This window comes from Occultella kanbiaonis, from assembly GCF_009708215.1.
Lineage (GTDB): Bacteria > Actinomycetota > Actinomycetes > Actinomycetales > Beutenbergiaceae > Occultella > Occultella kanbiaonis.
Genome location: NZ_CP046175.1, coordinates 3,580,018 through 3,604,206 on the forward strand (window position 1 = coordinate 3,580,018; position 24,189 = coordinate 3,604,206).

Here is a 24,189-nt window from a genome sequence, read left to right on the forward strand (position 1 = left end):
CATGGATCTGCCCCTGCTCTGGTTCTTGATCATCGCCTTCTTCTGGATGGGCTACCTCGTCCTGGAGGGCTTCGACTTCGGCGTCGGCATGCTGATGCGCCCGCTCTCGCGCAGCGACACCGACCGGCGCCTGATCATCAACACGATCGGCCCGGTCTGGGACGGCAACGAGGTGTGGCTGATCGTGGCCGGTGCCGCCACGTTCGCGGCGTTCCCGGAGTGGTACGCCACGATGTTCTCCGGGTTCTACCTGCCCCTGCTGGCGATCCTGGCGGCTCTGATCATCCGCGGCGTCGCGTTCGAGTACCGCGGCAAGATCCACGACGACGCCTGGCGGGCGCGGTGGGACTGGGCCATCACGATCGGGTCCTGGGTGCCGGCGATCCTCTGGGGCGTCGCGTTCGCGAACTTCGTGCGCGGGGTGCGCCTGGACGCCGACCACCAGATGGTCTCGGGGTTCTTCGAGCTGCTCTCCCCGTTCGCGCTCCTCGGTGGCGCCACCACCGCACTGCTGTTCGCCCTGCACGGCGCGATCTTCATCAGCCTCAAGACCGACGGCGACATGCGCGAGCGCGCCGGACGCACGGCCGCCGTGCTGGCCGTGCCGACCCTCGTGGTGGCCGGGGCATTCGCGATCTGGGCGCAGGTGGTGCACTCGGCGCACACCTGGACGTGGGTGCCGGTGGGCGTGGCCGCGGCGGCGCTGGTCGCGGTCGTGTTCGCGACCCGGGCCCGCAGGGAGGGCTGGGCGTTCACGCTCAGCGCGCTCACGATCGCCGCCGTGGTCGTCTTCATCTTCGGCTCGCTGTACCCGAACGTGCTGCCCGCGATCAACGACCCGGCGAACTCCCTGACGATCGCCAACGCCTCGTCGACCGACTACACGCTGACCATCATGACGTGGGTGGCGGCGTGCCTGACCCCGCTGATCATCGCGTACCAGGGCTGGACGTACTGGGTGTTCCGCAAGCGCCTGACCACGGCCGCCATCCCCGCCCACATCGGACTGCCACGCAAGGACCCCGCGAAGGACCCGGCCCGCTCGTGAGCAAGCCCCTCGATCCGCGCCTGCTCCGCCGAGCCCACGCCGCTCGCACCTACATGCTCCTCACTGCGGTGCTGACGGTGGCGGTGACGGCGTGCGTGGTGGCCGGCGCGATCCTGCTCGCCCGCGCGGTGGCCCCGGTGGTCACCGGGGCGGCGACGCTCGGACAGGTCCTGCCCCAGATCGCCTGGGTCGGCGCGCTGTTCATGGTCCGCGCCGGGCTGTCCGCGGTCTCGGAGTCGATCGCGCACCGCAGCGCCGTGCGAGTGATCACCGAGCTGCGGGAACAGGTACTGGTCCACGCTGCGGACCTCGGGCCACGCTGGCTCGCGACGAACGGCGCCGATACCGCCACTCTGGCGACGCGCGGCATCGAAGCCCTCGAGCCCTACTTCGTCCGGTACCTGCCGCAGCTGCTGCTGACGGCGGTGCTCACTCCGGCGGTGTTGGCCGTCATCGCCGGGCTGGACGTGGTCTCCGCGGTCACGATCGGGATCACGATCCCGTTGATCCCGCTGTTCATGTGGCTCGTCGGGGTCGCCACCCAGAAGTACGCGGCGGACCGGTTGGCGGCGCTGTCCCGCCTTGGCAGCCAGCTCCTGGACCTGATCGCCGGGCTGCCCACGCTGCAGGCGTTCGGGCGGGCGCTCGGCCCGGTGCGCCGGGTCCGGGAGCTGGCCGACGCGACCCGTCGCACCACGATGGCGACGCTGCGGGTGGCGTTCCTGTCCGGCGCCGTGCTGGAGCTGCTCGCCTCGCTGTCGGTGGCGATGGTCGCCGTCGGGGTCGGGCTGCGGCTCGTCTACGGCGAGCTCGACCTGACCACGGGACTTGCCGTCCTGATCCTGGCCCCGGAGGTGCTGCTGCCGCTGCGGCAGGTGGGCGTGCACTTCCACGCGGCCGCCGACGGCGTGGCTGCGGCCGACCAGGTGCACACCGTCCTGGACACGCCCGTGACCGACCGCGACCAGCCGGCCGCCCCGGGCACGCGTCCGGTCGGCGTCGTGACGGCGCTCGAGTGGGACGGCGTCGACGTGCGCGCCGGCGACCGCGGCTACGCGGCACCGGCGGGACTGAGCGGCGTGGTCCGCCCGGGGGCGATCACGGCACTCGTCGGCCCGAGCGGTGCCGGCAAGAGCACCGCGGTGATGACCGCGCTCGGTGTGCAGGCCCCCGACGCCGGGCGGGTGCTGCTGCACACCCCCGACGGCGTGGTGCCGCTCGCCGAGGTGGCGCTCGCCTCGTGGTGGGCGCAGGTCACCTGGGTGCCCCAGCGGCCGGTGATCGAGCCGGGCACGCTGCGCGAGTACGTCACGGGGGCCTCGCTCGCCACGACCGGCGGCCGCGAAGGTGCCGAAGCGGCAGCCGATTCAGCACTGTCGGCATCACCCGCCTCGGTGCCAGGTGGTGAGAGTGCCGAAGCGGCACCAACGGCAGCACTGTCGGCGGCGGCCGCGGCGACCGGGTTCGACGACGTGCTGGCCGGGCTGCCACGTGGCTGGGACACCCCGATCGGGCGGGGCGGCGTGGGCCTGTCCCTCGGGCAGCGGCAGCGCCTCGCCCTGACCCGGGCCCTGCTGCACCCGGGCCGGATGCTGGTGCTGGACGAGCCGACCGCGCACCTGGATGCGGCGAGCGAGGCGCAGGTGCTCACCGCCCTGCGCGCCGCGGCCGACGCCGGGAAGGCGGTGCTGGTGATCGCGCACCGGCCCGAGCTCATCGCGGCCGCGGACCATCTCCTCGAGGTGCGTGCGGGTGCGCTGCCCGAGGCCGGCGGTGCCGCCGAACGGGACAGCGTCGGGCGCGTCGATCGCTCCGATCGGGCGGCGGTGACCCGATGACGTCCGCCACCCCCACGGCCGGCACCACCGCCAAGGCCGGCGCCGACCCGGCACCCGGAGCCACCTCCCCTGCCGGCGCCGCCGCCAGCCACTCTCCTGCCGCCAGCCACTCCCCCGCCGCCCGCCGCGACGGCCGGGACCTGACCGCATTGCGCCGGATCCTCCCGCTTCTGCGCGTCGACCCGAGCCGCGTGCTGGTCGCGATCGTCTGCGGCACCCTCGCCCTGGGAAGCGCCGTCGGGCTCGCTGCGGCGTCGGCGTGGCTCATCGCGCGGGCGTCCGAGATGCCGCCGGTCATGCACCTCGGCGTGGCCGTGGTGGCGGTCCGCGCGCTCGGCATCTCGCGCGGTGTGTTCCGCTACCTGGAGCGGCTCTCCTCGCACGAGGTGGCGCTGCGCGGCGTGGTGGACCTGCGCACGAACGTGTACCGGATCCTCGCCCTCGGGCACCCGGAGGCGACCGCGGGGATGCGCCGCGGCGACGTGCTCGCCCGGGTCGGCGCCGACGTGGACGCGGTCGGCGACGTGGTGGTCCGGGCACTGATCCCGACGGCGGTCGCGGTCGTGGTCTCGGCCGGCACCGTCGGCCTCGTGGCCGCGTTCTCCCCCGCCGCCGCGGGCATCCTTACCCTCGCCCTGCTCCTCGCCGGGATCGGCGCACCGGCCCTCGCCGCGGCCGCGGCGAGACGCAGCGAACTGGCCGGCGTGCAGGCCCGCGCGGACGTGGCGGCCGCGTCCATGGTGATCCTCGACGGCGCCACGGAGCTGCGCGTGTCGGGTCGCCTCGCCGCCGCGGTCGCGGACCTGCGCCGCGCCGAGGCGCGGGTGGCCGCCGCCCAGGACGCCGCCGCCCGGCCCGCAGCCCTCGCGCAGGGGCTCGGTGTCCTCGCGACCGGCCTGGCCGTGGTCGGGGCGATGCTGGTCGGGATCCCGGCGACGACCGCCGGGACCCTGGCACCGGTCGAGCTGGCCGTCGTGGTGCTCACTCCGCTGGCCGCGTTCGAGGCCGCCGGTGCGCTGCCCGCGGCCGCGCTGCAGGTAATCAGGTCCGGCGGCGCCGCGCGCCGGCTCGTGGACCTGCTGGACCGGTCCGGCGCCTGGCCGACCGGCGACGACGCCTCGGTCGCGGCGGCGACGCCAGCCCGGGCGAGCGCCACGGCCCGGCCGGCCTCCGCCGTCGACCCGACGGTCGTCGCGACCGGCCTCGCCTGCGGCTACCCCGGCCACCCGCCCGTGCTGACCGGCCTCGACCTGCGCCTGGAGCCTGGCCACGCCGTCGTCGTGGTCGGGCCGAGCGGGATCGGCAAGACCACCCTCCTGCTCACCCTCGCCGGCCTGCTCGAACCCGTCGCGGGCGAGGTACGCATCGGCGGCACGGACGGCGGTGCGCACCCGTCCACGACCGTCGCGGTGACGGCCGAGGACGCCCACGTGTTCGCCACCACCGTGCTCGAGAACCTGCGGGTCGCCCGCGGCGACGTCACGCCGATCGAGGCCACCGAGGCCCTCACCCTGGCCGGGCTCGGCGACCTGCTGGACCGGCTGCCGGACGGCCTGGACACCATGCTCGGGCCGGACGCCACAACGCTCTCGGGCGGGGAACGCCGTCGGCTGCTGCTCGCCCGGGCCCTGCTGCACCCGGCCCCGTTGATGCTCCTGGACGAGCCCGGCGAACACCTCGACCCGGCCACCGCGGACGCCCTCATCGCCGACATCCTCAGCGTCGGCCGCGAGCGTGGTGTCCTCGTGGTGACCCACCGCCTGGCCGGGCTGGACGGAGCAGACCAGGTGATCGACCTCGGTGCTCGGGACATCGGTCCCTCGCCGAAGGCCCCGGTCAGCGGCCACACTGGGGAGATGGAGACGCTCGAACCCGGCCGCCGGCCATGACGAAGTTCCTCGACGCCGTCCTGTCGGTCACCTCGCACCTGCACCTGGACGACATGCTCGCCAACTTCGTGCGGGCCGCCGCGGACCTGACCGGCGCGAAGTACGCCGCGATCGGCGTCCTCGACGCGGCCGGCGAGACGGAGACGTTCGTCCAGCACGGGGTGGACCCGGTCACCGAGGCGGTCCTGGAGCATCCGCACGGGCGCGGGATCCTCGCCGAGATCCCCACCGACGGGGTGCTGATGCTGTCCGACCTGACCACCCACCCACGGTTCCAGGGGTTCCCCGAGGGGCACCCGATGATGCGCTCCTTCCTGGGCGTCCCGGTGCGGGTGGCCGACCAGGTCTACGGCCGGCTCTACCTGTCCGAGAAGACGGGCGGCGACTTCACCGACACCGACGCCGAGAACATCCGGATGCTCGCCGCGGCGGCCGCGATCGCGGTGCAGAACTCACGCCTGTACAAGGCGGCGCGGACCCGGGAGCGTTGGCTCGCCGTCGGGCAGGAGATCACCACGGCGCTGTTGTCCGGGCTCGACGTGGAGGACGCCCTCGCCCTCATCGCCCGGAAGGTGCGCAAGGTGGCGGACGCGGACACCGCCGTGGTGGTGCTGCCCGGCCTCGACGACTCCTGGCTGATCGAGTTCGCCGACGGTGACCCGGTCGGCGACCTGATCGGGATCGTGATGCCGCCGGACGGGCGGGCGATGACGGTGCTGGCCGAGAAGGAGGGGATCATCGTCGATTCCTTCGCCCGTGCCCGCAACCTGCGGGTGCCCGAGTTCGGCCGGTACGGGCCGTCGCTGTACGCGCCGCTCGTCGCCGAGGGGCAGAGCATGGGCGTGATCATCCTGCTCCGGAACAAGCACGCCCCCGAGTTCACCGAGAGCGACCTGAACGTGGCCGAGTCGATCGCCCGGCAGGCCGCGCTGGCGCTCAAGCTCGCCGAGGCGCGCCAGGCCCAGGACCTCGCCGGGCTCGTCGAGGAGCGCGCCCGGATCGCCCGGGACCTGCACGACATGGCGATCCAACAGTTGTTCGCCACCGGGCTGCAGCTGGCCCATGCGCGCGACCAGGTGCCGCCCGAGCGTGACGAACTGCGTCAGGTGCTCGCCACGGCGCTCGACGGGGTCGACGACTCGGTGCGCCAGATCCGCGCGATCGTGCAGAACCTACGCTCCCCGAACGAGAACGCGCCGCTCCTGGAGCGGCTGCGCCGGGAGACCTCACTGGCCCGTACCGGTCTCGGCTTCGCCCCGTCCCTAGTGCTGGAGGCCACCGACCCCGTCACCGGGGTGCCGCAGCCGTCGGACCAGGCAGCCGACGACCTCGACGCGCGCGTGGACGCCGACCTCGCCGACGACGTGGTCGCGGTGGTCCGGGAGGGGCTCGCGAACGCGGCCCGGCACGCCCGGGCGTCGTCGGTGCACGTGCGGCTGGCGGTCGGGCCGGAGGACATCGAGGTGGTGGTCACCGACGACGGAGTCGGGCTCGATCCCGAGCGCAACCGCTCGTCCGGGCTCGACAACCTCGCCACTCGGGCCCGCCGGCACGGCGGCGAGTTCCGGTTGGGGCCAGGGCCTGACGGCGGGACGTCGTTGGTCTGGACGGCCCGGTCGGGCTGACCCGGCCGGGCCGATCGTGGCCCCCGCTGCCTCTCACCACCACCCGACGAGCTTGTGCAGCTCGTCCTCGAGGCGGCGGGCGAGCGAGGTGTCCGCTGCGACTGCTGCACGCTGATCCAGCGCGCCGGCGGGATCGCTGGTGATCAGCCCGTCGACACCATCGCGCACGAATCGGCGCATCGCGGCCGGGTCGTTGACGGTCCACAGCAGCAGCTCGGCGCCGGCGGCGTGCGCCTCGCTGAGGATCCGCGGGGTGTAGGAGGACTCCTCGAGGGCCACGAAGTCCGCCCGCCCGGGGTGGAGGCGGCCCCGGTGGAAGGCCACCACCCAGCCGGTCGTGACGTCGGAGAACCGGCCCTCGATCTCGTTCACCAGTGCGATGTCGAAGGCCTGGACGCGGGCGGTCGCGACCAGGCCGTGAGCCACCAGCACGGCCACGACGTCGCCGACGTAGTCCCCCTGCTCGCGCCCGTGGGTCTTCAGTTCCACCAGCAGCGCGATGTCCAGTTCGGCGGCTCGGGCCGCGAACTCCTCGAAGGTGGGGATGGTCGCAGTGTGTCCGCCCTGCCTGACCGTGGTCCCGGTCAGCTCCGCCGTCGTCAGCTCGAACACGGACCTGTTGATGCCCGCGATGCGACGCAGGTTGGTGTCGTGCACGACCACCAGGCCACCGTCGGCGGCCTGCTGGACGTCGAGCTCCACGTAGTCCGCGCCGACGGCCGCCGCCGCGTCGAGCGCGTCGAGCGTGTTCTCGACCGCGTCGTCCGTCACGCCTCGGTGCGCGATGACCGCCGTCGTCACCTCGTCGCGGACCGCGATCATGACCGTGGTGTTGACGGTGACCGCCACGGCGAGGACCGCGCCGAGCACCGCCACGCCGACGGCTCGGCCACCGGGCATCCCGGTCCATCGGGGGACCCATCCCGCGGCACGGGAGGCCTCGGGCGGAGGTTCGGTGTCCGGCGCGTCGAGCGGGGCGGTCGTCAGCCAGCCGATGTCGCCGCCGTGCTCGCGGCGCCGGTCCGCCAGAACCACCAGCGCCTGGGTGAGCACCGCGACGATGAGACCGCTCACGGCCAGCACGGCCACCTGCACGACGGTCACGGTCAATCCTGCGACGAGCGGGGTGGCGGGCGGCCAGACGGCGTCGGCCAGCCGCACGGCGTACAGGATCAGCACCACCAGGCCACCGAGGACGACGGCGGAGACGGTCCAGGCCGCGGCGAACAGGCCGACCACCCGGGCGCTCTGCCCGCGGGTCATCCGCCAACTGCTCGCGAGGGCCGCGAGCACGGACACCCGGCTCGTGAGTAGTACCGCCGGGACCAGGACCAGGCGCACGTTGACGTAGAGGACGGCCACGGCGCCGAGCATCCAGACCAGCGTGCCGACGACCGTCTTGCGCAGCTCACCGGCGACGAACGGCGGCAGCTCGACGCCGCGGGTCAGGAAGGCACCGACCTCGAGACCGCCCAGCGGCACGAGCAGGAACGCGTACGCGACGAACACCAGGAGCTGTGGGCCGAGCAGGCGCCGGCCCACGGCCGCCAGTTCGGCGCCGATGGCCCGCGGATGCAGGATGGAGTCGTCGCGCAACCGGGTGCCGATCAGGATCAGGACGCCCTGCCCGATCAGGACGGCGACACTCGCCACGGCCGCGAGCAGCAACAACAACAGGAACGAGACCGGGTGCGTGAGCAGCCGGACGGCCGTGGCCTCCGTCAGCGCCGTCAGCCCGGCCGCCCTGAGCGCCGCGCGAAGGAGCAGCGCGACGATCGGCACCACGACGAGCACCGTCGCAGCCTGGAGCGCCACGGTCGTGCGCAGGTAGAGGCTCCGATTGCGCGCGACCGTCACCGCGGCGGTGGCCAGGATGCCTGGCCTCCGCCGTTCGGCAGGGCTCACCCGGTGGGGTCGAGGTCCCCGGTGGAGCCGGAGTGGGCCTCACCGGCCCCCGCGAGACCCAGGCGGCGCAGGAACATGGCCACGCCGAGGGCGGTGTGCTCGATCTCGGCCGGATGCACGCTCTCGTTCGGTGCGTGCATGAGGCTCGCGGGGTCGGCCAGGCCGAGCATCACGATGGACGCCTCCGGCTGGGCGGCGGCAAGTGCCGCGGTCAGCGGGATCGAGCCGCCCTGGCCGGAGGTCACGGTGGGCTTTCCGAAGGCGTCACCGAGCGCCTCGTGCAGCGCCGCGAACGTGGGGGTGCTGGTGTCCGCACGGTAGGGACGCCCGTTGCCGCCGGACTCGGTGGTCACCTGCACGCCCCACGGGGCGACGTCGGCCAGGTGGGCCCGCAGCAACCGTTCCGCCTCGTCGGGGTCCACGCCGGGCGGTACCCGCAGGTTCAGGCGCGCGGCGGCGCGGGGCTGGATCGCGGCGACGGACCCGACGACGGCGGGCGCGTCCAGGCCGATCACGGTGAGGGCGGGGCGGGACCAGACCTGATCGGCCACGGTGCCCGAGCCGAGCCGGCGTCCGCCGGGCAGGATCCCGGCCTCCGCGCGGAAGGCGTCCTCGGGGTACGGGACGCCGTCCCAGACCCCGTCGCTGGCCAGCCCGCGCACGGTGGTGTTGCCGTCGGCGTCACGCAGGGTCGCCAGGATCGCGATGAGAGCCGCGAGCGCGTCCGGCGCGGCGCCACCGAAGGCACCGGAGTGCAACTCCCCGGCGACCGCCTCGACCCGGACGATGACATCCACCACGCCGCGCAGCGAGACGGTCAGGGTGGGTTGCCCGACCGTCACGTTGCCGGTGTCCTGGATCAGGATCACATCGGCGGCGAACTCCTCGGGGTGCGCCTGCACGTACTGCTCGAGGCCGCCCGTGCCCTGCTCCTCCGAGCCCTCGATGACCACGGTCAGGGAGACCGGGTACGCGCCGTCGGGCCGGAGCGCGCGCAGCGCGGTCAGGTGGGCGACGATGCTGCCCTTGCAGTCCGCGGCGCCGCGGCCGTGGAACCGGCCGTCCCGCTCGGTCAGGGTGAACGGGTCGGTGGCCCAGGCCTGCGTGTTGGACGCGGGCTGGACGTCGTAGTGGGCGTAGAGGAGCACCCGGGGTGCGCCGGCCGGTCCCTCGTGGTGCGCGATCACGGCGTCCGTGCCGTCCGGGGTGCGCACCAGGGCGGCGTCGGTCAGGCCGAGCTCCGCGAAGGCGTCCGCGACCCACTGTGCGGCCAGCCGGCACTGCTCGGGGTCCTCGACGGCGGGGTCGGCGACCGATCGGTACGCCACCAGCTCGGCGAGGTCGGACAGCGCCTGGGGCATCAGGCCGGCCACCCGTGCGCGCAGGTCGGCATCCGCCGAGCCCTCGCTCGCGGTCGCAGTCCCGTCGGTCGTCATGAGTGCTGCCCCTCGCTCGGTGCCCGCCACCGGCCACCGCGGTGGGCGGCCACCCAGGCGGCAACCTGGGTGCGTCGCTGCAGACCCATCTTCGCCAGCAGCGACGTGATGTGATTCTTGACGGTCTTCTCGGCCACCCCGAGCCGGTCCGCGATCTCGCGGTTCGACAGGCCCTCACCGATCAGGTCGAGCACCTTCAGCTCGCTCGGGGTCAGGTCCGCCGTCGGGTCCGGGTGGGCGTCCTGGCGGCGGGTGACGGTCCGGTCGTCGAGCAGGGTCCGTCCGGCTGCGACGGCACGGACCACGTCCGCGATCTCGGCGCCACGCACGGACTTCAGGACGAACGCCTTCGCTCCCGCGGCCAGTGCCGCCGCGACCGCGTCGTCGTCGTCGAAGGAGGTCAGCACCACCGCCCGCGCCTCCGGCAGCACCCGCGCGGCCTCGGTGATGATGTCCAGACCGGTGCCGTCCGGAAGCTGCAGGTCCACGAGCAGCACATCCGGGCGGACCAGCGGCACCCGGCGATGCGCCTCGGCGACCGAGGATGCCTCGCCGACCACGGTCAGCCCGTCCGAACGCTCGATCACTTCGGCGATGCCCCGCCGCACCACCTCGTGATCATCGACAATCATCACGCGCACCGGATCCGTCATGGCTGCGAGCCTATCGGCCCGAAGACACCGCGGGAGCGCCCTCTCAACGGCCGGCCGATCTGTGCCTTGACTCCCGATCAGGGTGACGTCGACGAGGCCCGGGCGGGGCCCGCCCCCGAGCTCAGCCCGGGGCCTGCGCCGTGGAGCGGCGCACCTGCAGTTCCACGGGCAGCACGTTCAGGGCACCGGCTGCGTCCGTCAATGGCTCCGCGAGGAGCAGGTCCACCGCCGCGGCACCCATCCGCTGCGCCGGGACCGCCACGGTCGTCAGCGCCGGGGCGAGCAGGCGGGCGACCGGCACGTCGTCGAAGCCGACGACACTCATCGCCTCCGGCACGCCCACGCCACGTTCACCGAGACGCCCGAGCAACCCGAGGGCGAGCTGGTCGTTGAACACCAGGACCGCCGTGACCCCCTCGGCGATGGCCAGGTCTGCGGCCGCCACTCCCCCGGCCGGCCCCGGTCGGAACGCGCCCAGGTCCACGATCGTCACGTCCCGGCCCTGCGCGCGCCAGGCATCGACCGTGACGGTCAGGCCGGCGCGCCGCTCCGCGTCCGACCACGACGTCGCCGGACCGCCGGCGTAGCCGATCCGCGCGTGACCGAGGGCGAGCAGGTGCCCGACGGCCTGCCGGATGCCGTCGGCGTTGTCCCCGGTGACGGCCGGGACCCCGGGCAGCGACCGGTTGATCAGCACGACCCGGCTGCGTGCGGCCAGCGCGAGCAGGTCCGCGTCGGCGGCGCGCGGGGAGGCCAGGATCATCCGGTCCACGTCCGCGGCGAGCTGCCCGAGGACCTCCCGCTCCCGGTCGACGTCCTCGTCGGTGTCCGCGATGATCGCGGTCAGGCCGGCGGCCCGCACCCGGTTCTGCATGCCCTTGGCCACCGAGGAGTAGAACGGGTTCTCCAGGTCGGGGATGACCAGGCCGACGGACTGGCCCCGGCCGGTGACGAGCGCGCGTGCGGCCCGGTTCGGTTCGTAGCCGAGCGCGGCGGCCGCCCGGCGGACCCGGTCCGCGGTGGCCGCGGCCACGGTCGTGGACCCGGCGAGGGCACGGGACACCGTCGCGATGGAGACGCCGGCCTCCCGCGCGACGTCGTGGATCGTGACCACATGATCAGCCATGCGCTCCCCTCCTCAGCCAGATCATCACAAACGTTTACATTCGCCCTTGTCGGCCCATCCTTACCGTGCTAGCGTCGCCGGTCAAGACCAATCTGAAAACGTTTTGATTCGCGGAAGGCACCCTCCCATGACCGAACTGCTCGACCAGATCGCCGCCGCCCGGCTCGTGCCGGTCGTCGTCCTCGACGACGCCAAGGACGCCGCCCCGCTGGCGCACGCGCTGATCGCCGGTGGCCTGCCCGTGGCCGAGGTGACGTTCCGCACCGACGCCGCCGTGGCGTCCATCGAGGCGATGTCCGCGATCGACGGGATGCTCGTCGGCGCCGGCACGGTCCTCACCGCCGAGCAGGTCGACGCCGCCGTCGACGCCGGGGCCAGCTACATCGTCTCCCCCGGGCTGTCGACCGCCGTGGTGCGCCGCGCCAAGGAGCGCGGCGTGCTCGCCCTGCCCGGCGCCGTCACCGCCACCGAGGTGCAGGCCGCGCTCGCCGAGGGCCTGACCGCCGTGAAGTTCTTCCCGGCCGAGACCTCCGGCGGCGCCGCCGCGATCAAGGCGCTGTCCGCCCCGTTCGCCGGCCTGAAGTTCGTCCCGACCGGCGGCATCGGCCCGAAGAACGTGGCCGAGTACACGGCCGTCTCCGCGGTGCTCGCCATCGGCGGCAGCTGGATGGTCCCCCGGGACAAGGTCGCGGCCGGCGCCTTCGACGAGATCACCGCCCTCACCGCCGAGGCCGTCGCCCTCGTGCGCGGCTGAGCCGCGCCCGCTCCCCACGTACCCGCAACCCGCCCACGACAGGACCACAGCCATGAGCCTGACCATCCGCCCCGCCGCCGAGTGCCGCTACGACATCGTCTCCCTCGGTGAGGTGATGCTGCGCCTCGACCCGGGCGAGGGCCGCATCCGCACCACCCGCCAGTTCCGCGCCTGGGAGGGCGGCGGCGAGTACAACGTCGCCCGCGGCCTACGTCGCGCGTTCGGGCAGCGCGCCGCCGTCGTCACCGCGCTCGCCGACAACGAGGTGGGCCGCCTGGTCGAGGACTTCATCCTCCAGGGCGGCGTCGACACCCAGTTCATCAGGTGGGTGCCCTACGACGGCATCGGCCGCGAGGTCCGTAACGGCCTGAACTTCACCGAGCGTGGCTTCGGCGTGCGCGGCGCCGTCGGGGTCTCCGACCGCGGCAACACCGCCACGAGCCAGCTGGGTCCCGGCGACATCGACTGGGACCACCTGTTCGGTGAGCTCGGCGTGCGCTGGTTGCACACCGGCGGGATCTTCGCCGCCCTGAGCGAGTCCACCGCCGAGGTGGTCGTGGAGGCCGTGACGGCCGCCAAGAAGTACGGCACCGTGGTCTCCTACGACCTCAACTACCGACCGAGTCTGTGGAAGTCGATCGGCGGCCAGGCCAAGGCGCAGGAGGTCAACAAGGCGATCGCGGGGCACATCGACGTCATGATCGGCAACGAGGAGGACTTCACCGCCTCCCTCGGCTTCGAGGTCGAAGGGGTGGATGAGAACCTCTCCGACCTGGACATCTCGAAGTTCCAGTCGATGATCGCGACCGCGTCCGCCGCGTACCCGAACTTCCAGGTCATCGGGAACACGCTGCGCACCGTGCACTCCGCCTCGGACAACGACTGGGGCGCGATCGCGTGGAGCAAGGAGGAGGGCTTCGCCCAGGCCACGCACCGGCCGCACCTGGAGATCCTGGACCGCGTCGGCGGCGGGGACTCCTTCGCCTCCGGCCTGATCTTCGGACTGCTCGAGGGCGAGCCGCTGAGCACCGCCGTCGAGTACGGCGCCGCGCACGGGGCGCTCGCCATGACCACCCCGGGCGACACCACCATGGTCACCAAGGCCGAGGTGCTCAAGCTCGCCGGCGGCGGGAGCGCCCGCGTCGACCGCTGACGCGTTCCATCAGGTGACCAGGGTGCGGCCGGCAGCGGATCCACAAGTACGCTCAGGATCCATGCACAGCCGCACCCTGCTCACGTTCGGCGAGACGATGGGCCGCCTCGACGCCGAAGGCATCGGCCTGCTCGACGGCGGCCGTCCGCTCTCCCTGAAGCTCGCCGGGGCCGAGAGCAACGTCGCCATCGCGGCCGCTCGTCTCGGCGCCGACGTCACCTGGGTCGGCCGGGTAGGGCCCGACGGCGTCGGTGACCTCATCGAGCGACGGTTGCGTGCCGAGGGGGTGAGCACGCGGGCGCTGCGCGACGACGCGTTCACCGGTCTCATGATCTCCTCCCGGCGCACCAGTGCGGGGGTTCGGGTGGACTACCACCGGGCCGGCAGCGCCGGGTCCCGACTGCGGCCGTCGGACCTGCCCCAGGAGTTGATCGCAGGGGCCGGCGTGCTGCACGTCACCGGCATCACTCCGGCCCTGAGCGCGGGCGCACGGGAGGCGACGTTCTACGCCGTCGACGTCGCCCGCGCCGCCGGCGTGCTGGTGTCGGTGGACGTCAACCACCGCGCAAAACTCTGGTCGGCGCAGGAGGCGGCGCCGGTGCTGCGCGACCTCGTGGCCCGCGCGGACCTCGTGTTCGCCGGACCGGAGGAGGCCCGCCTGGTGCTCGACGCACCCAACGACGCAGCGGACCCGCTGACCCTGGCCCGCGCCGTGGCCGGCCTCGGGCCGACCGCCGTGATCATCAAGGACGGCCCCCGCGGCGCCGTCGCGATCGTCGACGGCGCCGAGCACGTCGCTCCCCCGGTGCCGGTGCACGCGGTCGATCCGGTCGGGGCGGGCGACGCGTTCGTCGGCGGCTACCTCGCCGACCTCCTCGATGGCGCCGACCCCGCGACGTGCCTGACGACGGCCGGCCGCACCGGCGCCTACGCCGTCACCGTGCCCGGTGACTGCGAGCACCTGCCCTACCGGCACGAACTGGCCGCGTTCGCCGCGGCAGAGGACGTGGCCCGGTGAGTGTCGGTCCCATCCCTCGACCCGCCCAGGAGCCTGACGTGACCACGCCCGCCGTGCACCCGTTCACCGCCTACTTCGACGCCGCCTACGCCGCGGTGCCGGTGATGGCGATCCTGCGTGGCTACTCCCCGGAGCGCACCGTCGAGCTGTGCACCCGCGCGTGGGACCTCGGCCTGACCCAGGTGGAGGTCCCGATCCAGACCCCCGACGCCGTGCCCTCGCTCGAGGCGGCCGTGGCCGCGGCGCGTGAGCGCGGCGCCGAGGTCGGCGCCGGCACCGTCACGACGCCCGAGCAGGTGGACCTCGCACACCGGGTCGGCGCGGTCTTCACCGTGGCGCCGGGCTTCGACCCGGACGTCATCGCGCGCAGCGTGGAGCTCGAGGTGCCGCACGTGCCGGGGGTGTCGACACCGTCGGAGATCCAGCAGGCTGCCAAGCTCGGCCTGACCTGGGTGAAGGCGTTCCCCGCGTCCGTGCTCGGACCGGCCTGGATCAAGGCCGTCCTGGCCCCGTTCCCGGGCGTCAGGATCGTGGCCACGGGCGGCATCAACGCGGCCAACGCGGCCGAGTACCTGGACGCCGGCGCCCGCGTGGTCTCGCTCGGGTCCGCCCTGGAGGACCCGAGTCAGCTCGACCGGGTCGCGGCCCTGCTCACCGGGCCGCGCGGGCGCGCGCAGACCTGAGCCGCTAACGCTCGGACCGGCGCCACCGTCGGCGCCATACTGGAAGCATGGCCCCCGACGGGCAGGTGGTGAGCGCCGGAGCGCAGCACCGGCTCTGGCCATTCGTTGAGCGAGTGCTCCGAGCGTTCGACGTGCCCGGGATCGCCGTCGGGCTCGTGGCCGACGGTGAGCTGGCCGCAGCGCGCGGGTTCGGCGTGCGCGATCGCACCACGTCCGAGCCCGTCACCGAGGACTCGATGTTCCACCTGGCCTCGGTGTCCAAGCCGTTCGTCGCGGTCGCGATGCTGCAGCTCGCCGAGCGCGGGCAGGTCGACCTGGACGCTCCGGTCCTCACCTACCTCCCGTACTTCCGGGTGCTCGGCGGTCACACCGAGGCGATCACGGTGCGGCACCTGCTCACGCACACCGCCGGTATCCCGGACGTCGAGGACTACCGCTGGCACGAACCGGAGCACGACGACGGCGCCCTCGAACGGTTCGTCCGGTCGGTGGCCGCGAGCACGTCCGAGCGGGCCCCCGGTGGCGAGGTGCACTACTGCAACACCGGCTACGAGATCGCCGGCGACATCATCGCGAAGGTCGGCGGCCGCAGTTTCGAGGACCACCTGAGGACCCGCGTGCTCATCCCGGCCGGGATGACCAGGAGCACGTTCATACCCCGCGAGGTGCCCGGCCGGTTGGCGACCGCTCCGCACCTCGGCGTGCCCGCTGCGGTACTCCCCGGTGTCTACCCCTACCATCGCGGGCACGCGCCGAGCTCGACCCTGCACTCCAGCGTGGTGGAGCTGAGTCGGTTCGCCACCACCCTGCTCGACGGCGACTCGCTGATCTCCCGGCTCACCCGCGACCGGATGTGGCAGCGGCAAACTTCGGTGGACTGGTCCGACATCGCGGACGGGGTGGGCACCGGGTGGTTCCTGGGCGGCTACCGCGGCCGCGTGCTGGTCGGCCACGAGGGCGAGGACCCCGGGTTCACCGCCTACCTCGGACTCGTCCCGGAGCTCCGCGGCGCAGTGGTTCTGCTCGCGAACTCGAACTCGGTCCCGCTGGCGACCCTCACGAGGGCCGCTCTCGACGTGCTGCTCGGCGAGGGCGTGGACGAGTTCGAGGTGCCTACGACACCGATCACCGTGCCCGTGGGCGCGGTTCTCGCCGAGCACGGCGTCTTCGCCGCCATCGCCGAGTACCGCCGCCTCGCCGACGACCCGACCTACGACGCGTCGCCGGATGTCTTCATGGACGCCGCGTGGGCCGCCATCGAGGTCTATCGCAGCGACACGGTCCGCCCGCTGCTCGAGACCTGGACCCGGGTCCAGCCGGACTCGGCGCAGGCGTGGGAGGCGACCGGCTGGGCGGACCTGCACGAGGGTGACCGGGAGGCTGCCACGACACACCTGCGCCGCGCCCTCAGCCTGGATCCCGGTGCCGAGGACGCGGCGCGGCTGCTCCGCCGGGCGGAGCGTGGCTGAGGGTCCTCAACCGCGTGTGTGAGCGCTCGGGGACCCCGCGGAAAACACCACCGGCGGACCTTCCGACGGGGCCATACTGGGTCCGTGGCTGCCTCGCGTGGGCTCCGACTCGACCAGCCGCCGACGATCGCGCCGGCCGGCGGCCAGGTGAAACGCGCGCTGCTCATCGGTGTCGACGACTACGAACACACAGCCGGACTGACCGGTTGCGTCAACGACGTCACGGCCCTGCGACCGCTGCTGGCCCGCAACGCCGACGACAGCCCGAACTTCGAATGTCGCACCATCCTCGGCCCACCCGAACGGGTCACCCGGCCTTCGGTCCTCGCCGCGCTCGCCGCGCTGTGCGCGCCGGGCGCCGACCTGGCCCTGCTGTACTTCGCCGGGCACGGCCGCAGCAGCGGTGAGGACGTCACGCTCGTGACGACCGATGGCATGGAGCACGCCTGGGGCGTGGGCTTCGCCGAGGTGATGGCGCTGGTGATGGCGTCGCCGGTGCCGGAGGTCCACGTCATCCTGGACTGCTGCTTCTCCGGCGCGGCCGGAGCGGTCCCGCAACTCGGCTCGTCGGCCGCGACCCTGCGTTCGGGCGTGGCGATCCTGACGGCGGGGCGCAGCGACCAGCTCGCGGCCGAGTCCGGTGGCCGCGGGCGGTTCTCGGTGATGCTCTGCGGTGCCCTCGACGGCGGAGCGGCCGACGTGCTGGGTCAGGTCACCGCCGCGGGCATGTACGCCTATCTGACCGAGTCGTTCGGGGCGTTCGACGCGCGGCCGATGCTCAAGGCGAACATCGACCGGCTTCGCGCCCTGCGGAGCACGCGACCCTGGATCACGCCGTCCGACCTGCGCCGCCTTCCCGTGCTCTTCGAGACCGAGGACGGGGCGCTGCGCCTCGATCCCGGGTACGAACCGACAGCCGGCCTCGGCGAGACCGGCAAGGAACACGACTTCGCCCTCCTGCAGCAGTGCCGGGATTCACGCCTCGTGGAGCCCGTCGACGAGGAGCACCTGTACTACGTCGCGATGCACTCGGGTACGTGCCGCCTCACGCCGCTGGGCCGGCACTACTGGCGGATGGCCGCCTCCGGGCGGATCTGAGCGAGAACGAGCTGCGAGGGTGACGATGGCGCAGACCCGACCGGACCGAGACACCGAGCGCAATGCCGCGCTGGCGTGCTTGCGGGACTGCGTCGCGCCGGGGGCCATCGCGATCGTGTGCTGGTTCGCGCCGAGGTGGCCCCCGCTCCAGGACTTCGTGCGCGACCTCGGGCTCGTCGACCTGGCGACGGTGCAGTGGTTCGCGGCCATCGGCGCATCGATCGCGACGGTGCTGGCCGCGATTCACCTGCTCCGGGCCGGCTCGCACCTGGTGCGGTGGCGGTCCGCCGTGCGCTGGGAGCGGCAGCTCGAGGATCCCGCGCGGGCCCACCTGGTGCCGCCGCTGGCGCGCCACACGCGGTCGTTGCGCGATCTGTCCGCCCAGGTTCGCGCGGTCCTGGTGGGAAGTGTGGTGGTGGTGGCGTTACTGGCCTATCTGGGCCTCGCGGCCGCGGGCCTGGCCCCACGGCCCCCGGACCAGGTGACCACGGAGTGGGGACCCACCGCCCTGTGGCTGCTTGGCCTGTTCGTGCTGACGCGGTTCGGGATGATGCGAGTCATCCCCCGTTGGCGCCGGGCACGCACGGTCGAACGCCTCTCGGTGGACCCAGCCCTTGCCGCCTCCGGGGCCGGGCTGCCCGCCGAGGTCGCCACCCATCGGGCCGCCCGGATCCCGACCCTCGACGTGGTCTTCGGGGCGAGTGGTCCGAGCGTGGCGGACCTGGCCGGCCGGCCCGGCCGACGGAGCTCGGGTCCGCTGGACATCCTCTACCTGAGGTTGTTCGACAACGTCGACGGCACGGCCGCCTTCCTCGGCAGCCCGTGGCGCACCGTGGGGTTCGTGCACCTGCTGCGCAGTGCCGGTCAGGTGGCCGCCGACGAACTCCGGGCGGCACGGGCCGGTGGCTCCCCTGCCACGATGTTCATCACGACGCCGGACCAGCTGGCCGCCACGCTCGCCGCACAGCCGACGCAGCGTCACGACCCGACCCGGCAGGGCGGGCTGCTCGGTACCCGCCGTTGGCTCCGCGACTCCGAACGTGGCCGATATCCGACCCGGGCGCTGCTCTGCCACGGCTCGTTCTGGCAGCAGGCGGTCGACCTGCTCCTCGACCGGATGGACCTGGTGGTGCTCGATCTGAGTGGGTACCGGCCGGAGAACACCGGCACCCGGTTCGAGTTGCAGCGCCTCGTCGACCGCGTCCCGTTCGAACGCGTGATGTTCCTCGCCGAGAGCTCCACCGACCAGCCGTTCCTCACCGCCCAGCTGCGCCTCGCCTGGTCGCAGATGGCGTCCGGGTCCCCGAACGCCGGCGTCGGCGAGCGCCGTGCCAGGGTCGCCTGGCTCGCTCCTCCGACCGGGTTCAGGCTCCCCGCGGCGCCCGCTGGCAGCGCGGGCAGAAGTACGAGGACCGGTTCATGAAGGCCTCCCGCACGATGGCGGTGCCGCAGCGCCGGCACGGCTCGCCCTCCTGCCCGTACACATTCAGGGACCGGTCGAAGTAGCCGCTCGCGCCGTTCACGTTGACGTACAGCGCGTCGAAACTGGTGCCGCCGGCCACCAACGCCTCGGTCATCACCTCGGTGGCGGCGTCCAGGACGTCCTCCACCTGGCCGGCACGGAGCCTGTCCGTGGGCCGGGCGTAGTGGAGCCGTGCCCGCCAGAGCGCCTCGTCGGCGTAGATGTTGCCGACGCCCGAGACCGTCTCCTGATCCAGCAGCACGCGCTTGATACCGCGGGAGGAGGAGCGGATCCGCCGGTTCAACACCCGCCGGGCGGGCGCGCCCGGCGCGGCCAGCAACGGGTCGAGCAGGTCCCTCGCGATGTGCGCCACAGGCGCCGGCAGGTACGCCCGATCGGGCGACGTGCCCGCGAAACCGCCGGGGCCGCCGTCGGGCGTGGGCACGAGCGGCACCACGGCGAGGTAGCCGAACGTGCGCTGGTCCACGAAGTGCAGTTCGGAGCCGTCGGCGAAGGCGGCGCGCACCCGCAGGTGCGGGTTGCGTTCGGCGTCGGGCGCGCTCGCGCCGGTGACGAGCAGTTGGCCGCTCATGCCCAGGTGGGCCAGGAGGGCGTGGTCCTCGGCGACGCCGTCGGGGCCGTCCAGGGTGAGCCAGAGGAACTTGCCGCGGCGCACGGCGGCACTGAGCGTCCGGTCGGTCAGCAGCGCAGTGAGCTCGTCGGCGCCGCCCTCCTGATGTCGCACGGCGCGGTCCCGGAGCACCTCGACGGCGGTGATGCGGCGGCCGAGTACGTGGTCGGCGAGGCCGGCCCGGACGGTCTCGACCTCGGGGAGTTCGGGCACCTCAGTCCCGCTCGGCGGCCAATGCGCGGTACGCCTGCTCGGCCGCGTTCTGCTCGGCGATCTTCTTCGAGGAGCCCTCGCCCTCGCCCCAGGCGACGTCGCCGAGGAGGAGCCGCGCGGTGAACGAGCGCTCATGGTCCGGGCCGGTGCCGGACACGTCGTACACGGGTGCGCCGAGGCCACGGTTGGCCGCCAGTTCCTGAACGCTGGTCTTCCAGTCAAGGCCGGCGCCGAGGTCGGCCGCGGCCTGCAGGGTGGGTCCGACGAGGCGCTGCACCATGGCTCTGGTGAGTTCGATCCCGTGGCACAGGTAGACGGCACCGATCACGGCCTCGAGGGTGTCGGACAGGATCGAGTCCTTGTCCCGGCCACCGGTGCCGGTCTCGCCCTTGCCGAGCAGCAGGTAGTCGCCCAGGTCGATGCCGCGGGCGGTCGCCGCGAGCGCTCGCTGGGAGACCGTCGCGGCCCGCATCTTGGCCAGGTCCCCCTCGGACAGGTCCGGGTGGGCGCGGTAGAGGTGCTCGGTCACCACGACGCCGAGGACCGCGTCGCCGAGGAACTCCAGCCGTTCGTTCGTCGGGATCCCACCGGCCTCGTGGGCGAACGAACGGTGGGTCAGGGCGAGCACGAGGAGTTCGGGATCGATCTCGATGCCGAGCGACGCCAACAGCCGCGTCGCGCTCGGGGCGGAGACGTCGACGGCCTGGTCGTCGGCGGCGTTCATCCGCGCGCCTGGGGGCCGGGACCGGGCTTGCGGCGGTCGCTCGCTGCGGGTTCCGCGGAGTCATCGGCCGTGGTCAGCCCGCTCAGTGCGGCCCAGCGTGGGTCCAGGATCTCGTGGGAGTGCCCGGGCTCGGCGTCCTCGAGCCGGATCCCGCACTCGGGGCACAGGCCCGGGCAGTCCGGGCGGCACAGCGGCTGGAACGGCAGGGAGAGCACGACGGCGTCCGTCACCGTCTCCTCGAGGTCGAGCAGTTCGCCGTTCATCTCCTTGAGCGGTTCGGCCTCTTCGTCCTCCTCCTCGACCTTCGGGTGGCGTCCACCGGCGTAGGCGAACAGCTCGGTCAGGTCCACCTCGACGTCGTGGATGATGTCGCGCAGGCAGCGCACGCACTCGCCGGTCGCCTCGGTCTCGGCGGTGCCGGTGACCAGCACTCCCTCCATCACGGCCTCGAGACGCAGGTCGAGCTCGATGGGGTTGCCGGCCTGGACGCCGATGACCTCGGTGCCCATCAGCTGCGCGGCCGGAACGGTCAGGGTCAGCTCGCGCATCGATCCGGGGCGCCGGCCCAGGTCGTGCGTGCTGATCACGAACGGGCCCTGCGGGGTGTGGCTCATGACTTCTCCTGACCGCCGCGCGGGCCCTGGTGGTTGCCCGCGCGATCCTTCGTCGCGAGCCGGCGGGGCGGGTTGGCGGGGCCCACGCGGGTGGGTCCCTGATCGTCGGCCGCGTCCTCACGCGCCGCGCGGCTGCGGTTGCGCTCCACGAGTCTGGCCCGGCCGGCCGCGACCTGGGTGTTGATCGCGTTCAGGTCGATCTCGAACTGGGCGAGCTGACGGTCGCAGTAGTCGTCGGCCTCGCGGGACAGCTTCTCCGCCGAGGCCTTCGCGTCGGCGATGATCTGTTCCGCCTTGGCGTTCGCGTCCTTCACCACGCTCTCCTTGGAGACGAGGTCCGCGGCACGCTCCTTGGCCTTCTCGACGATGCGGCCGGCCTCGGAGCGGGCCCGCTCCAGGACGGCGTCGGCGTCCGCGACGACGGTGTCGGCCTGAGAGATCTGGCTCGGCAGGACCGCCTTGGCGGACTCGACCAGCTCCAGGACCTCGGCCCGGTTCACCAGCGCTGACGCGGACATCGGCATCGACCGCGCCGAGGCGACCAGGTCGGAGAGCTCGTCGAGGATCGCGACCAGCGATTCCCCGTGCTCGGCTGCAGTACTCATCTGTGGTCTTCCTTGCTCTCGGTCAGGCGTGCGCCCGGGGCGGTGCCCAGCGCGTCGTACACGGCGTCGGCCACGCCGGGTGGGACGAGGTCGGTGATCTCCCCGCCGTAACGGGCCACCTCCTTCACCATGGAGGAGGAGATGTGCGAGAGGGTCGCCTCGCTGCTCAGGTAGACGGTCTCGACGCCCGCCAGGTGCCGGTTCATCAGGGACATCGGTTGCTCGGAGTCGAAGTCGGCGCCACCCCGGAGACCCTTGACGATGGCCGACGCGCCGAGCTCCCGGCACACGTCCGCGATCAGGCCGGGCGCGGTCAGTACCCGGGCGCCGGGCAGGTCCGCGACGGCCGCGGCGAACAGATCCCGGCGCTGGTCCACGGTGAGCAGGGTGGCCTTGGCGGCGTTGATGCCGATGACCACCACGACCTCGTCGAAGAGGGTGAGCGCCCGGCGCACGATGTCGAGGTGTCCCAGGGTCACCGGGTCGAAGGAACCCGGGCACACGGCGATTCGAGACGTCACCCCGTTAACGTACCGCCACCGCGGGCCCCGGCCACTTCTGCCGGGCGCGGCTCGCGTGTGGCCGGACGACCGGCCCGTCATCGGGAAGCGGTTTCTCGGCTAGGGTGGGAACGGTTGCGGCACGTTTGCCGTCCCCCGTCTGCAAAGGCTCATCGATGACCGACCTCCCCCTGCCCCTGCGCGACGTCGCCCTGCTGCTGCGCCCCGACGACTCGGTGGCCGTGGCCACCCGCGACCTCGCCGCCGGCACGTCGCTGACGCTGACCGACGGCGCCCCGCTGACCGTCCTGGTGGACGTGCCCCGCGGGCACAAGCTCGCCGTCCTCGACGTCGCGGAGGGTGGCCAGGTCCTCAAGTACGGGCAGTCCATCGGCCGCGCGACCGCGCCGATCGCGGCGGGCGAGCACATCCACTCCCACAACCTGGGCATGGATGCCACCGAGCGCGAACACGAGTTCGGCACGGCCCGCGTCACGCCCGAGGCGCCGGCGGACCTGCCCCGGACGTTCCTCGGCTACCATCGCGCGGACGGCCGGGTGGCGACCCGCAACTTCATCGGCGTGATCACGTCCGTGAACTGCTCGGCGAGCGCGGCGAAGATGATCGCGGACCAGTTCCGTGGCATGGCGATGGATGCCTACCCGAACGTCGACGGCGTCATGGCGATCACCCACCAGAGCGGCTGCGGCCTGGTGCCCTCCTCCGAGGGTGGGCAGATGCTGCTGCGGACGCTGCGCGGGTACGCCCAGCACCCGAACTTCGGCGGACTGCTGGTCCTCGGCCTCGGCTGCGAGATGATCCCGGTCTCCTCCCTCGCGGAGGGTCTTGACCTGCCCGAGGGGCTGCTCGTGGAGACCATGACCATCCAGGACAGCGGCGGCGTGCGCGCCACGGTGCGGGCCGGCGTCGAGAAGATCAAGGAGATGCTTCCCCGGGTCAACGAGGCGACCCGTGCCCCCGCGGACATCTCCCACCTGGTCCTCGGCCTGAACTGCGGCGGCTCCGACGGCTACTCCGGGATCACCGCGAACCCGGCCCTCGGCGTGGCCTCGGACATGCTCGTGGCAGCTGGTGCGACGTCCGTGCTCGCCGAGACCCCCGAGGTCTACGGCGCCGAGCACCTGCTCACCCGCCGGGCCACGACCCCCGAGGTGGGTCAGAAGCTGCTGGACCGGATCGAGTGGTGGAAGGCCTACACCGAGGCAGGCGAGGGCACCCTCGACAACAATCCCTCCCCCGGCAACAAGGACGGCGGGCTCACCACCATCCTGGAGAAGTCCCTCGGCGCGGTCGCCAAGGGCGGCACGGCCGAGATGACGGCGGTCTACGAGTACGCCGAGCCCATCACGGACAAGGGCTTCACGTTCATGGACACCCCCGGCTACGACCCGGTCTCGGTGACCGGGCTGGTGGCCGGTGGCGCGACCGTGGTCTGCTTCACCACCGGCCGTGGCTCGGTGTTCGGGTGCAAGCCGACCCCCTCGATCAAGCTCGCCACGAACACCGAGATGTACGACCGGATGTCGGAGGACATGGACATCAACTGCGGCCGGATCGTCGACGGCACGGCTTCCCTGCCCGACGTGGGCCGGGAGATCTTCGAGAAGATCATCGCGGTGGCCTCCGGCGAGCAGACCGTCAGCGAGGACCTGGACATCGGCCAGGAGGAGTTCATCCCCTGGCATGTCGGTGCCGTCACCTGAGCCGCACGTGGCGCTGCGTCA

The 24,189-nt window shown here is 73.0% G+C and carries 21 protein-coding genes; 12 read left to right on the forward strand and 9 right to left on the reverse strand.

From position 1 onward, the window contains the following. Position 1: 1 nt before the first annotated feature. From cydB to GKS42_RS16480, 4 genes are read left to right on the forward strand one after another with little or no spacing between them, the layout of a single operon-like run. Positions 2-1,048 (forward strand): cytochrome d ubiquinol oxidase subunit II, encoded by a 1,047-nt coding sequence (gene cydB / locus GKS42_RS16465; RefSeq protein ID WP_154794814.1) that lies wholly within the window; start codon positions 2-4, stop codon positions 1,046-1,048. Beyond that, a complete protein-coding gene (cydD, locus tag GKS42_RS16470) occupies positions 1,045-2,886 on the forward strand; it encodes a thiol reductant ABC exporter subunit CydD (protein ID WP_354002664.1) in 1,842 nt (613 codons plus the stop codon). Before cydB ends, cydD begins: the two co-directional genes overlap by 4 nt. Continuing rightward, complete coding sequence (gene cydC / locus GKS42_RS16475; RefSeq protein ID WP_210769203.1) at positions 2,883-4,775, forward strand: thiol reductant ABC exporter subunit CydC; 1,893 nt, start codon at positions 2,883-2,885, stop codon at positions 4,773-4,775. The genes cydD and cydC overlap by 4 nt, the downstream gene beginning before the upstream one ends. Beyond that, the gene (locus GKS42_RS16480) at positions 4,772-6,400 is read left to right on the forward strand and encodes a sensor histidine kinase (protein WP_154794815.1); all 1,629 of its coding nucleotides are present in this window, start codon (positions 4,772-4,774) and stop codon (positions 6,398-6,400) included. The genes cydC and GKS42_RS16480 overlap by 4 nt, the downstream gene beginning before the upstream one ends. Positions 6,401-6,433: 33 nt before the next feature. Here the strand turns inward: GKS42_RS16480 and GKS42_RS16485 are convergent, their stop codons facing one another. The 4 genes from GKS42_RS16485 to GKS42_RS16500 form a co-directional block, all read right to left on the reverse strand. Then, positions 6,434-8,305, reverse strand: coding sequence for a glycerophosphoryl diester phosphodiesterase membrane domain-containing protein (locus GKS42_RS16485; protein WP_154794816.1), 1,872 nt, complete (start codon positions 8,303-8,305; stop codon positions 6,434-6,436). After that, complete coding sequence (locus GKS42_RS16490; RefSeq protein WP_154794817.1) at positions 8,302-9,741, reverse strand: dipeptidase; 1,440 nt, start codon at positions 9,739-9,741, stop codon at positions 8,302-8,304. The genes GKS42_RS16485 and GKS42_RS16490 overlap by 4 nt, the downstream gene beginning before the upstream one ends. Next, on the reverse strand, positions 9,738-10,394 hold the full coding sequence (locus GKS42_RS16495; RefSeq protein ID WP_290368025.1) for a response regulator: 657 nt from the start codon (positions 10,392-10,394) through the stop codon (positions 9,738-9,740). Before GKS42_RS16495 ends, GKS42_RS16490 begins: the two co-directional genes overlap by 4 nt. A gap of 121 nt (positions 10,395-10,515) precedes the next feature. After that, the gene (locus GKS42_RS16500) at positions 10,516-11,520 is read right to left on the reverse strand and encodes a LacI family DNA-binding transcriptional regulator (protein ID WP_154794818.1); all 1,005 of its coding nucleotides are present in this window, start codon (positions 11,518-11,520) and stop codon (positions 10,516-10,518) included. Between the two features lie 127 nt (positions 11,521-11,647). Here GKS42_RS16500 and eda point away from each other — a divergent pair, with 127 nt between their 5' ends. The 7 genes from eda to GKS42_RS16535 all read left to right on the forward strand — a co-directional run bounded on the left by eda (position 11,648) and on the right by GKS42_RS16535 (position 19,118). After that, positions 11,648-12,274 (forward strand): bifunctional 4-hydroxy-2-oxoglutarate aldolase/2-dehydro-3-deoxy-phosphogluconate aldolase, encoded by a 627-nt coding sequence (gene eda / locus GKS42_RS16505; RefSeq protein WP_154794819.1) that lies wholly within the window; start codon positions 11,648-11,650, stop codon positions 12,272-12,274. A gap of 52 nt (positions 12,275-12,326) precedes the next feature. Continuing rightward, positions 12,327-13,427 (forward strand): sugar kinase, encoded by a 1,101-nt coding sequence (locus GKS42_RS16510; protein WP_154794820.1) that lies wholly within the window; start codon positions 12,327-12,329, stop codon positions 13,425-13,427. Between the two features lie 61 nt (positions 13,428-13,488). Continuing rightward, positions 13,489-14,445: a sugar kinase gene (locus GKS42_RS16515; protein ID WP_154794821.1), complete on the forward strand. Its 957-nt coding sequence runs from the start codon at positions 13,489-13,491 to the stop codon at positions 14,443-14,445. Positions 14,446-14,483: 38 nt separating this feature from the next. Beyond that, positions 14,484-15,128, forward strand: coding sequence for a bifunctional 4-hydroxy-2-oxoglutarate aldolase/2-dehydro-3-deoxy-phosphogluconate aldolase (locus GKS42_RS16520; protein ID WP_232847702.1), 645 nt, complete (start codon positions 14,484-14,486; stop codon positions 15,126-15,128). Positions 15,129-15,175: 47 nt separating this feature from the next. Further along, positions 15,176-16,597 (forward strand): serine hydrolase domain-containing protein, encoded by a 1,422-nt coding sequence (locus GKS42_RS16525; protein WP_154794822.1) that lies wholly within the window; start codon positions 15,176-15,178, stop codon positions 16,595-16,597. Between the two features lie 84 nt (positions 16,598-16,681). Beyond that, positions 16,682-17,695 (forward strand): caspase family protein, encoded by a 1,014-nt coding sequence (locus tag GKS42_RS16530; protein WP_232847703.1) that lies wholly within the window; start codon positions 16,682-16,684, stop codon positions 17,693-17,695. Positions 17,696-17,720: 25 nt separating this feature from the next. Beyond that, on the forward strand, positions 17,721-19,118 hold the full coding sequence (locus GKS42_RS16535) for a hypothetical protein (RefSeq protein ID WP_154794823.1): 1,398 nt from the start codon (positions 17,721-17,723) through the stop codon (positions 19,116-19,118). On the opposite strand, the gene mutM is transcribed toward GKS42_RS16535, so the two are convergent. The 5 genes from mutM to coaD are packed head-to-tail and all read right to left on the reverse strand — an operon-like array spanning position 19,060 to position 22,465. Continuing rightward, positions 19,060-20,001, reverse strand: a complete 942-nt coding sequence (mutM, locus tag GKS42_RS16540) for a bifunctional DNA-formamidopyrimidine glycosylase/DNA-(apurinic or apyrimidinic site) lyase (protein ID WP_154794824.1) — start codon at positions 19,999-20,001, stop codon at positions 19,060-19,062. The two genes, GKS42_RS16535 and mutM, sit on opposite strands and share 59 nt — an antisense overlap. Before the next feature lies 1 nt (position 20,002). After that, positions 20,003-20,725, reverse strand: coding sequence for a ribonuclease III (rnc, locus tag GKS42_RS16545; RefSeq protein WP_154794825.1), 723 nt, complete (start codon positions 20,723-20,725; stop codon positions 20,003-20,005). Then, complete coding sequence (locus GKS42_RS16550) at positions 20,722-21,339, reverse strand: YceD family protein (RefSeq protein ID WP_154794826.1); 618 nt, start codon at positions 21,337-21,339, stop codon at positions 20,722-20,724. Before GKS42_RS16550 ends, rnc begins: the two co-directional genes overlap by 4 nt. Beyond that, entirely contained in the window at positions 21,336-21,944 is a 609-nt protein-coding gene (locus GKS42_RS16555; RefSeq protein WP_354002665.1) for an ATP synthase subunit B family protein, read from the reverse strand. Before GKS42_RS16555 ends, GKS42_RS16550 begins: the two co-directional genes overlap by 4 nt. Then, positions 21,941-22,465, reverse strand: a complete 525-nt coding sequence (gene coaD, locus GKS42_RS16560; protein WP_232847704.1) for a pantetheine-phosphate adenylyltransferase — start codon at positions 22,463-22,465, stop codon at positions 21,941-21,943. Before coaD ends, GKS42_RS16555 begins: the two co-directional genes overlap by 4 nt. Positions 22,466-22,620: 155 nt before the next feature. Here coaD and GKS42_RS16565 point away from each other — a divergent pair, with 155 nt between their 5' ends. Then, positions 22,621-24,168 carry a UxaA family hydrolase gene (locus GKS42_RS16565; RefSeq protein WP_154794828.1) on the forward strand — a complete coding sequence of 516 codons (1,548 nt, stop codon included), beginning with the start codon at positions 22,621-22,623 and terminating at the stop codon, positions 24,166-24,168. Positions 24,169-24,189: the final 21 nt, after the last annotated feature.

Coding starts and splice junctions, on each gene's coding strand:
- cydB (WP_154794814.1), top strand. CDS start 2: ATGGATCTGCCCCTGCTCTGGTTCTTGATCATCGCCTTCTTCTGGATG.
- cydC (WP_210769203.1), top strand. CDS start 2,883: ATGACGTCCGCCACCCCCACGGCCGGCACCACCGCCAAGGCCGGCGCC.
- GKS42_RS16480 (WP_154794815.1), top strand. CDS start 4,772: ATGACGAAGTTCCTCGACGCCGTCCTGTCGGTCACCTCGCACCTGCAC.
- GKS42_RS16490 (WP_154794817.1), bottom strand. CDS start 9,741: ATGACGACCGACGGGACTGCGACCGCGAGCGAGGGCTCGGCGGATGCC.
- GKS42_RS16495 (WP_290368025.1), bottom strand. CDS start 10,394: ATGACGGATCCGGTGCGCGTGATGATTGTCGATGATCACGAGGTGGTG.
- GKS42_RS16500 (WP_154794818.1), bottom strand. CDS start 11,520: ATGGCTGATCATGTGGTCACGATCCACGACGTCGCGCGGGAGGCCGGC.
- eda (WP_154794819.1), top strand. CDS start 11,648: ATGACCGAACTGCTCGACCAGATCGCCGCCGCCCGGCTCGTGCCGGTC.
- GKS42_RS16510 (WP_154794820.1), top strand. CDS start 12,327: ATGAGCCTGACCATCCGCCCCGCCGCCGAGTGCCGCTACGACATCGTC.
- GKS42_RS16515 (WP_154794821.1), top strand. CDS start 13,489: ATGCACAGCCGCACCCTGCTCACGTTCGGCGAGACGATGGGCCGCCTC.
- GKS42_RS16525 (WP_154794822.1), top strand. CDS start 15,176: ATGGCCCCCGACGGGCAGGTGGTGAGCGCCGGAGCGCAGCACCGGCTC.
- GKS42_RS16535 (WP_154794823.1), top strand. CDS start 17,721: ATGGCGCAGACCCGACCGGACCGAGACACCGAGCGCAATGCCGCGCTG.
- rnc (WP_154794825.1), bottom strand. CDS start 20,725: ATGAACGCCGCCGACGACCAGGCCGTCGACGTCTCCGCCCCGAGCGCG.
- GKS42_RS16550 (WP_154794826.1), bottom strand. CDS start 21,339: ATGAGCCACACCCCGCAGGGCCCGTTCGTGATCAGCACGCACGACCTG.
- GKS42_RS16555 (WP_354002665.1), bottom strand. CDS start 21,944: ATGAGTACTGCAGCCGAGCACGGGGAATCGCTGGTCGCGATCCTCGAC.
- GKS42_RS16565 (WP_154794828.1), top strand. CDS start 22,621: ATGACCGACCTCCCCCTGCCCCTGCGCGACGTCGCCCTGCTGCTGCGC.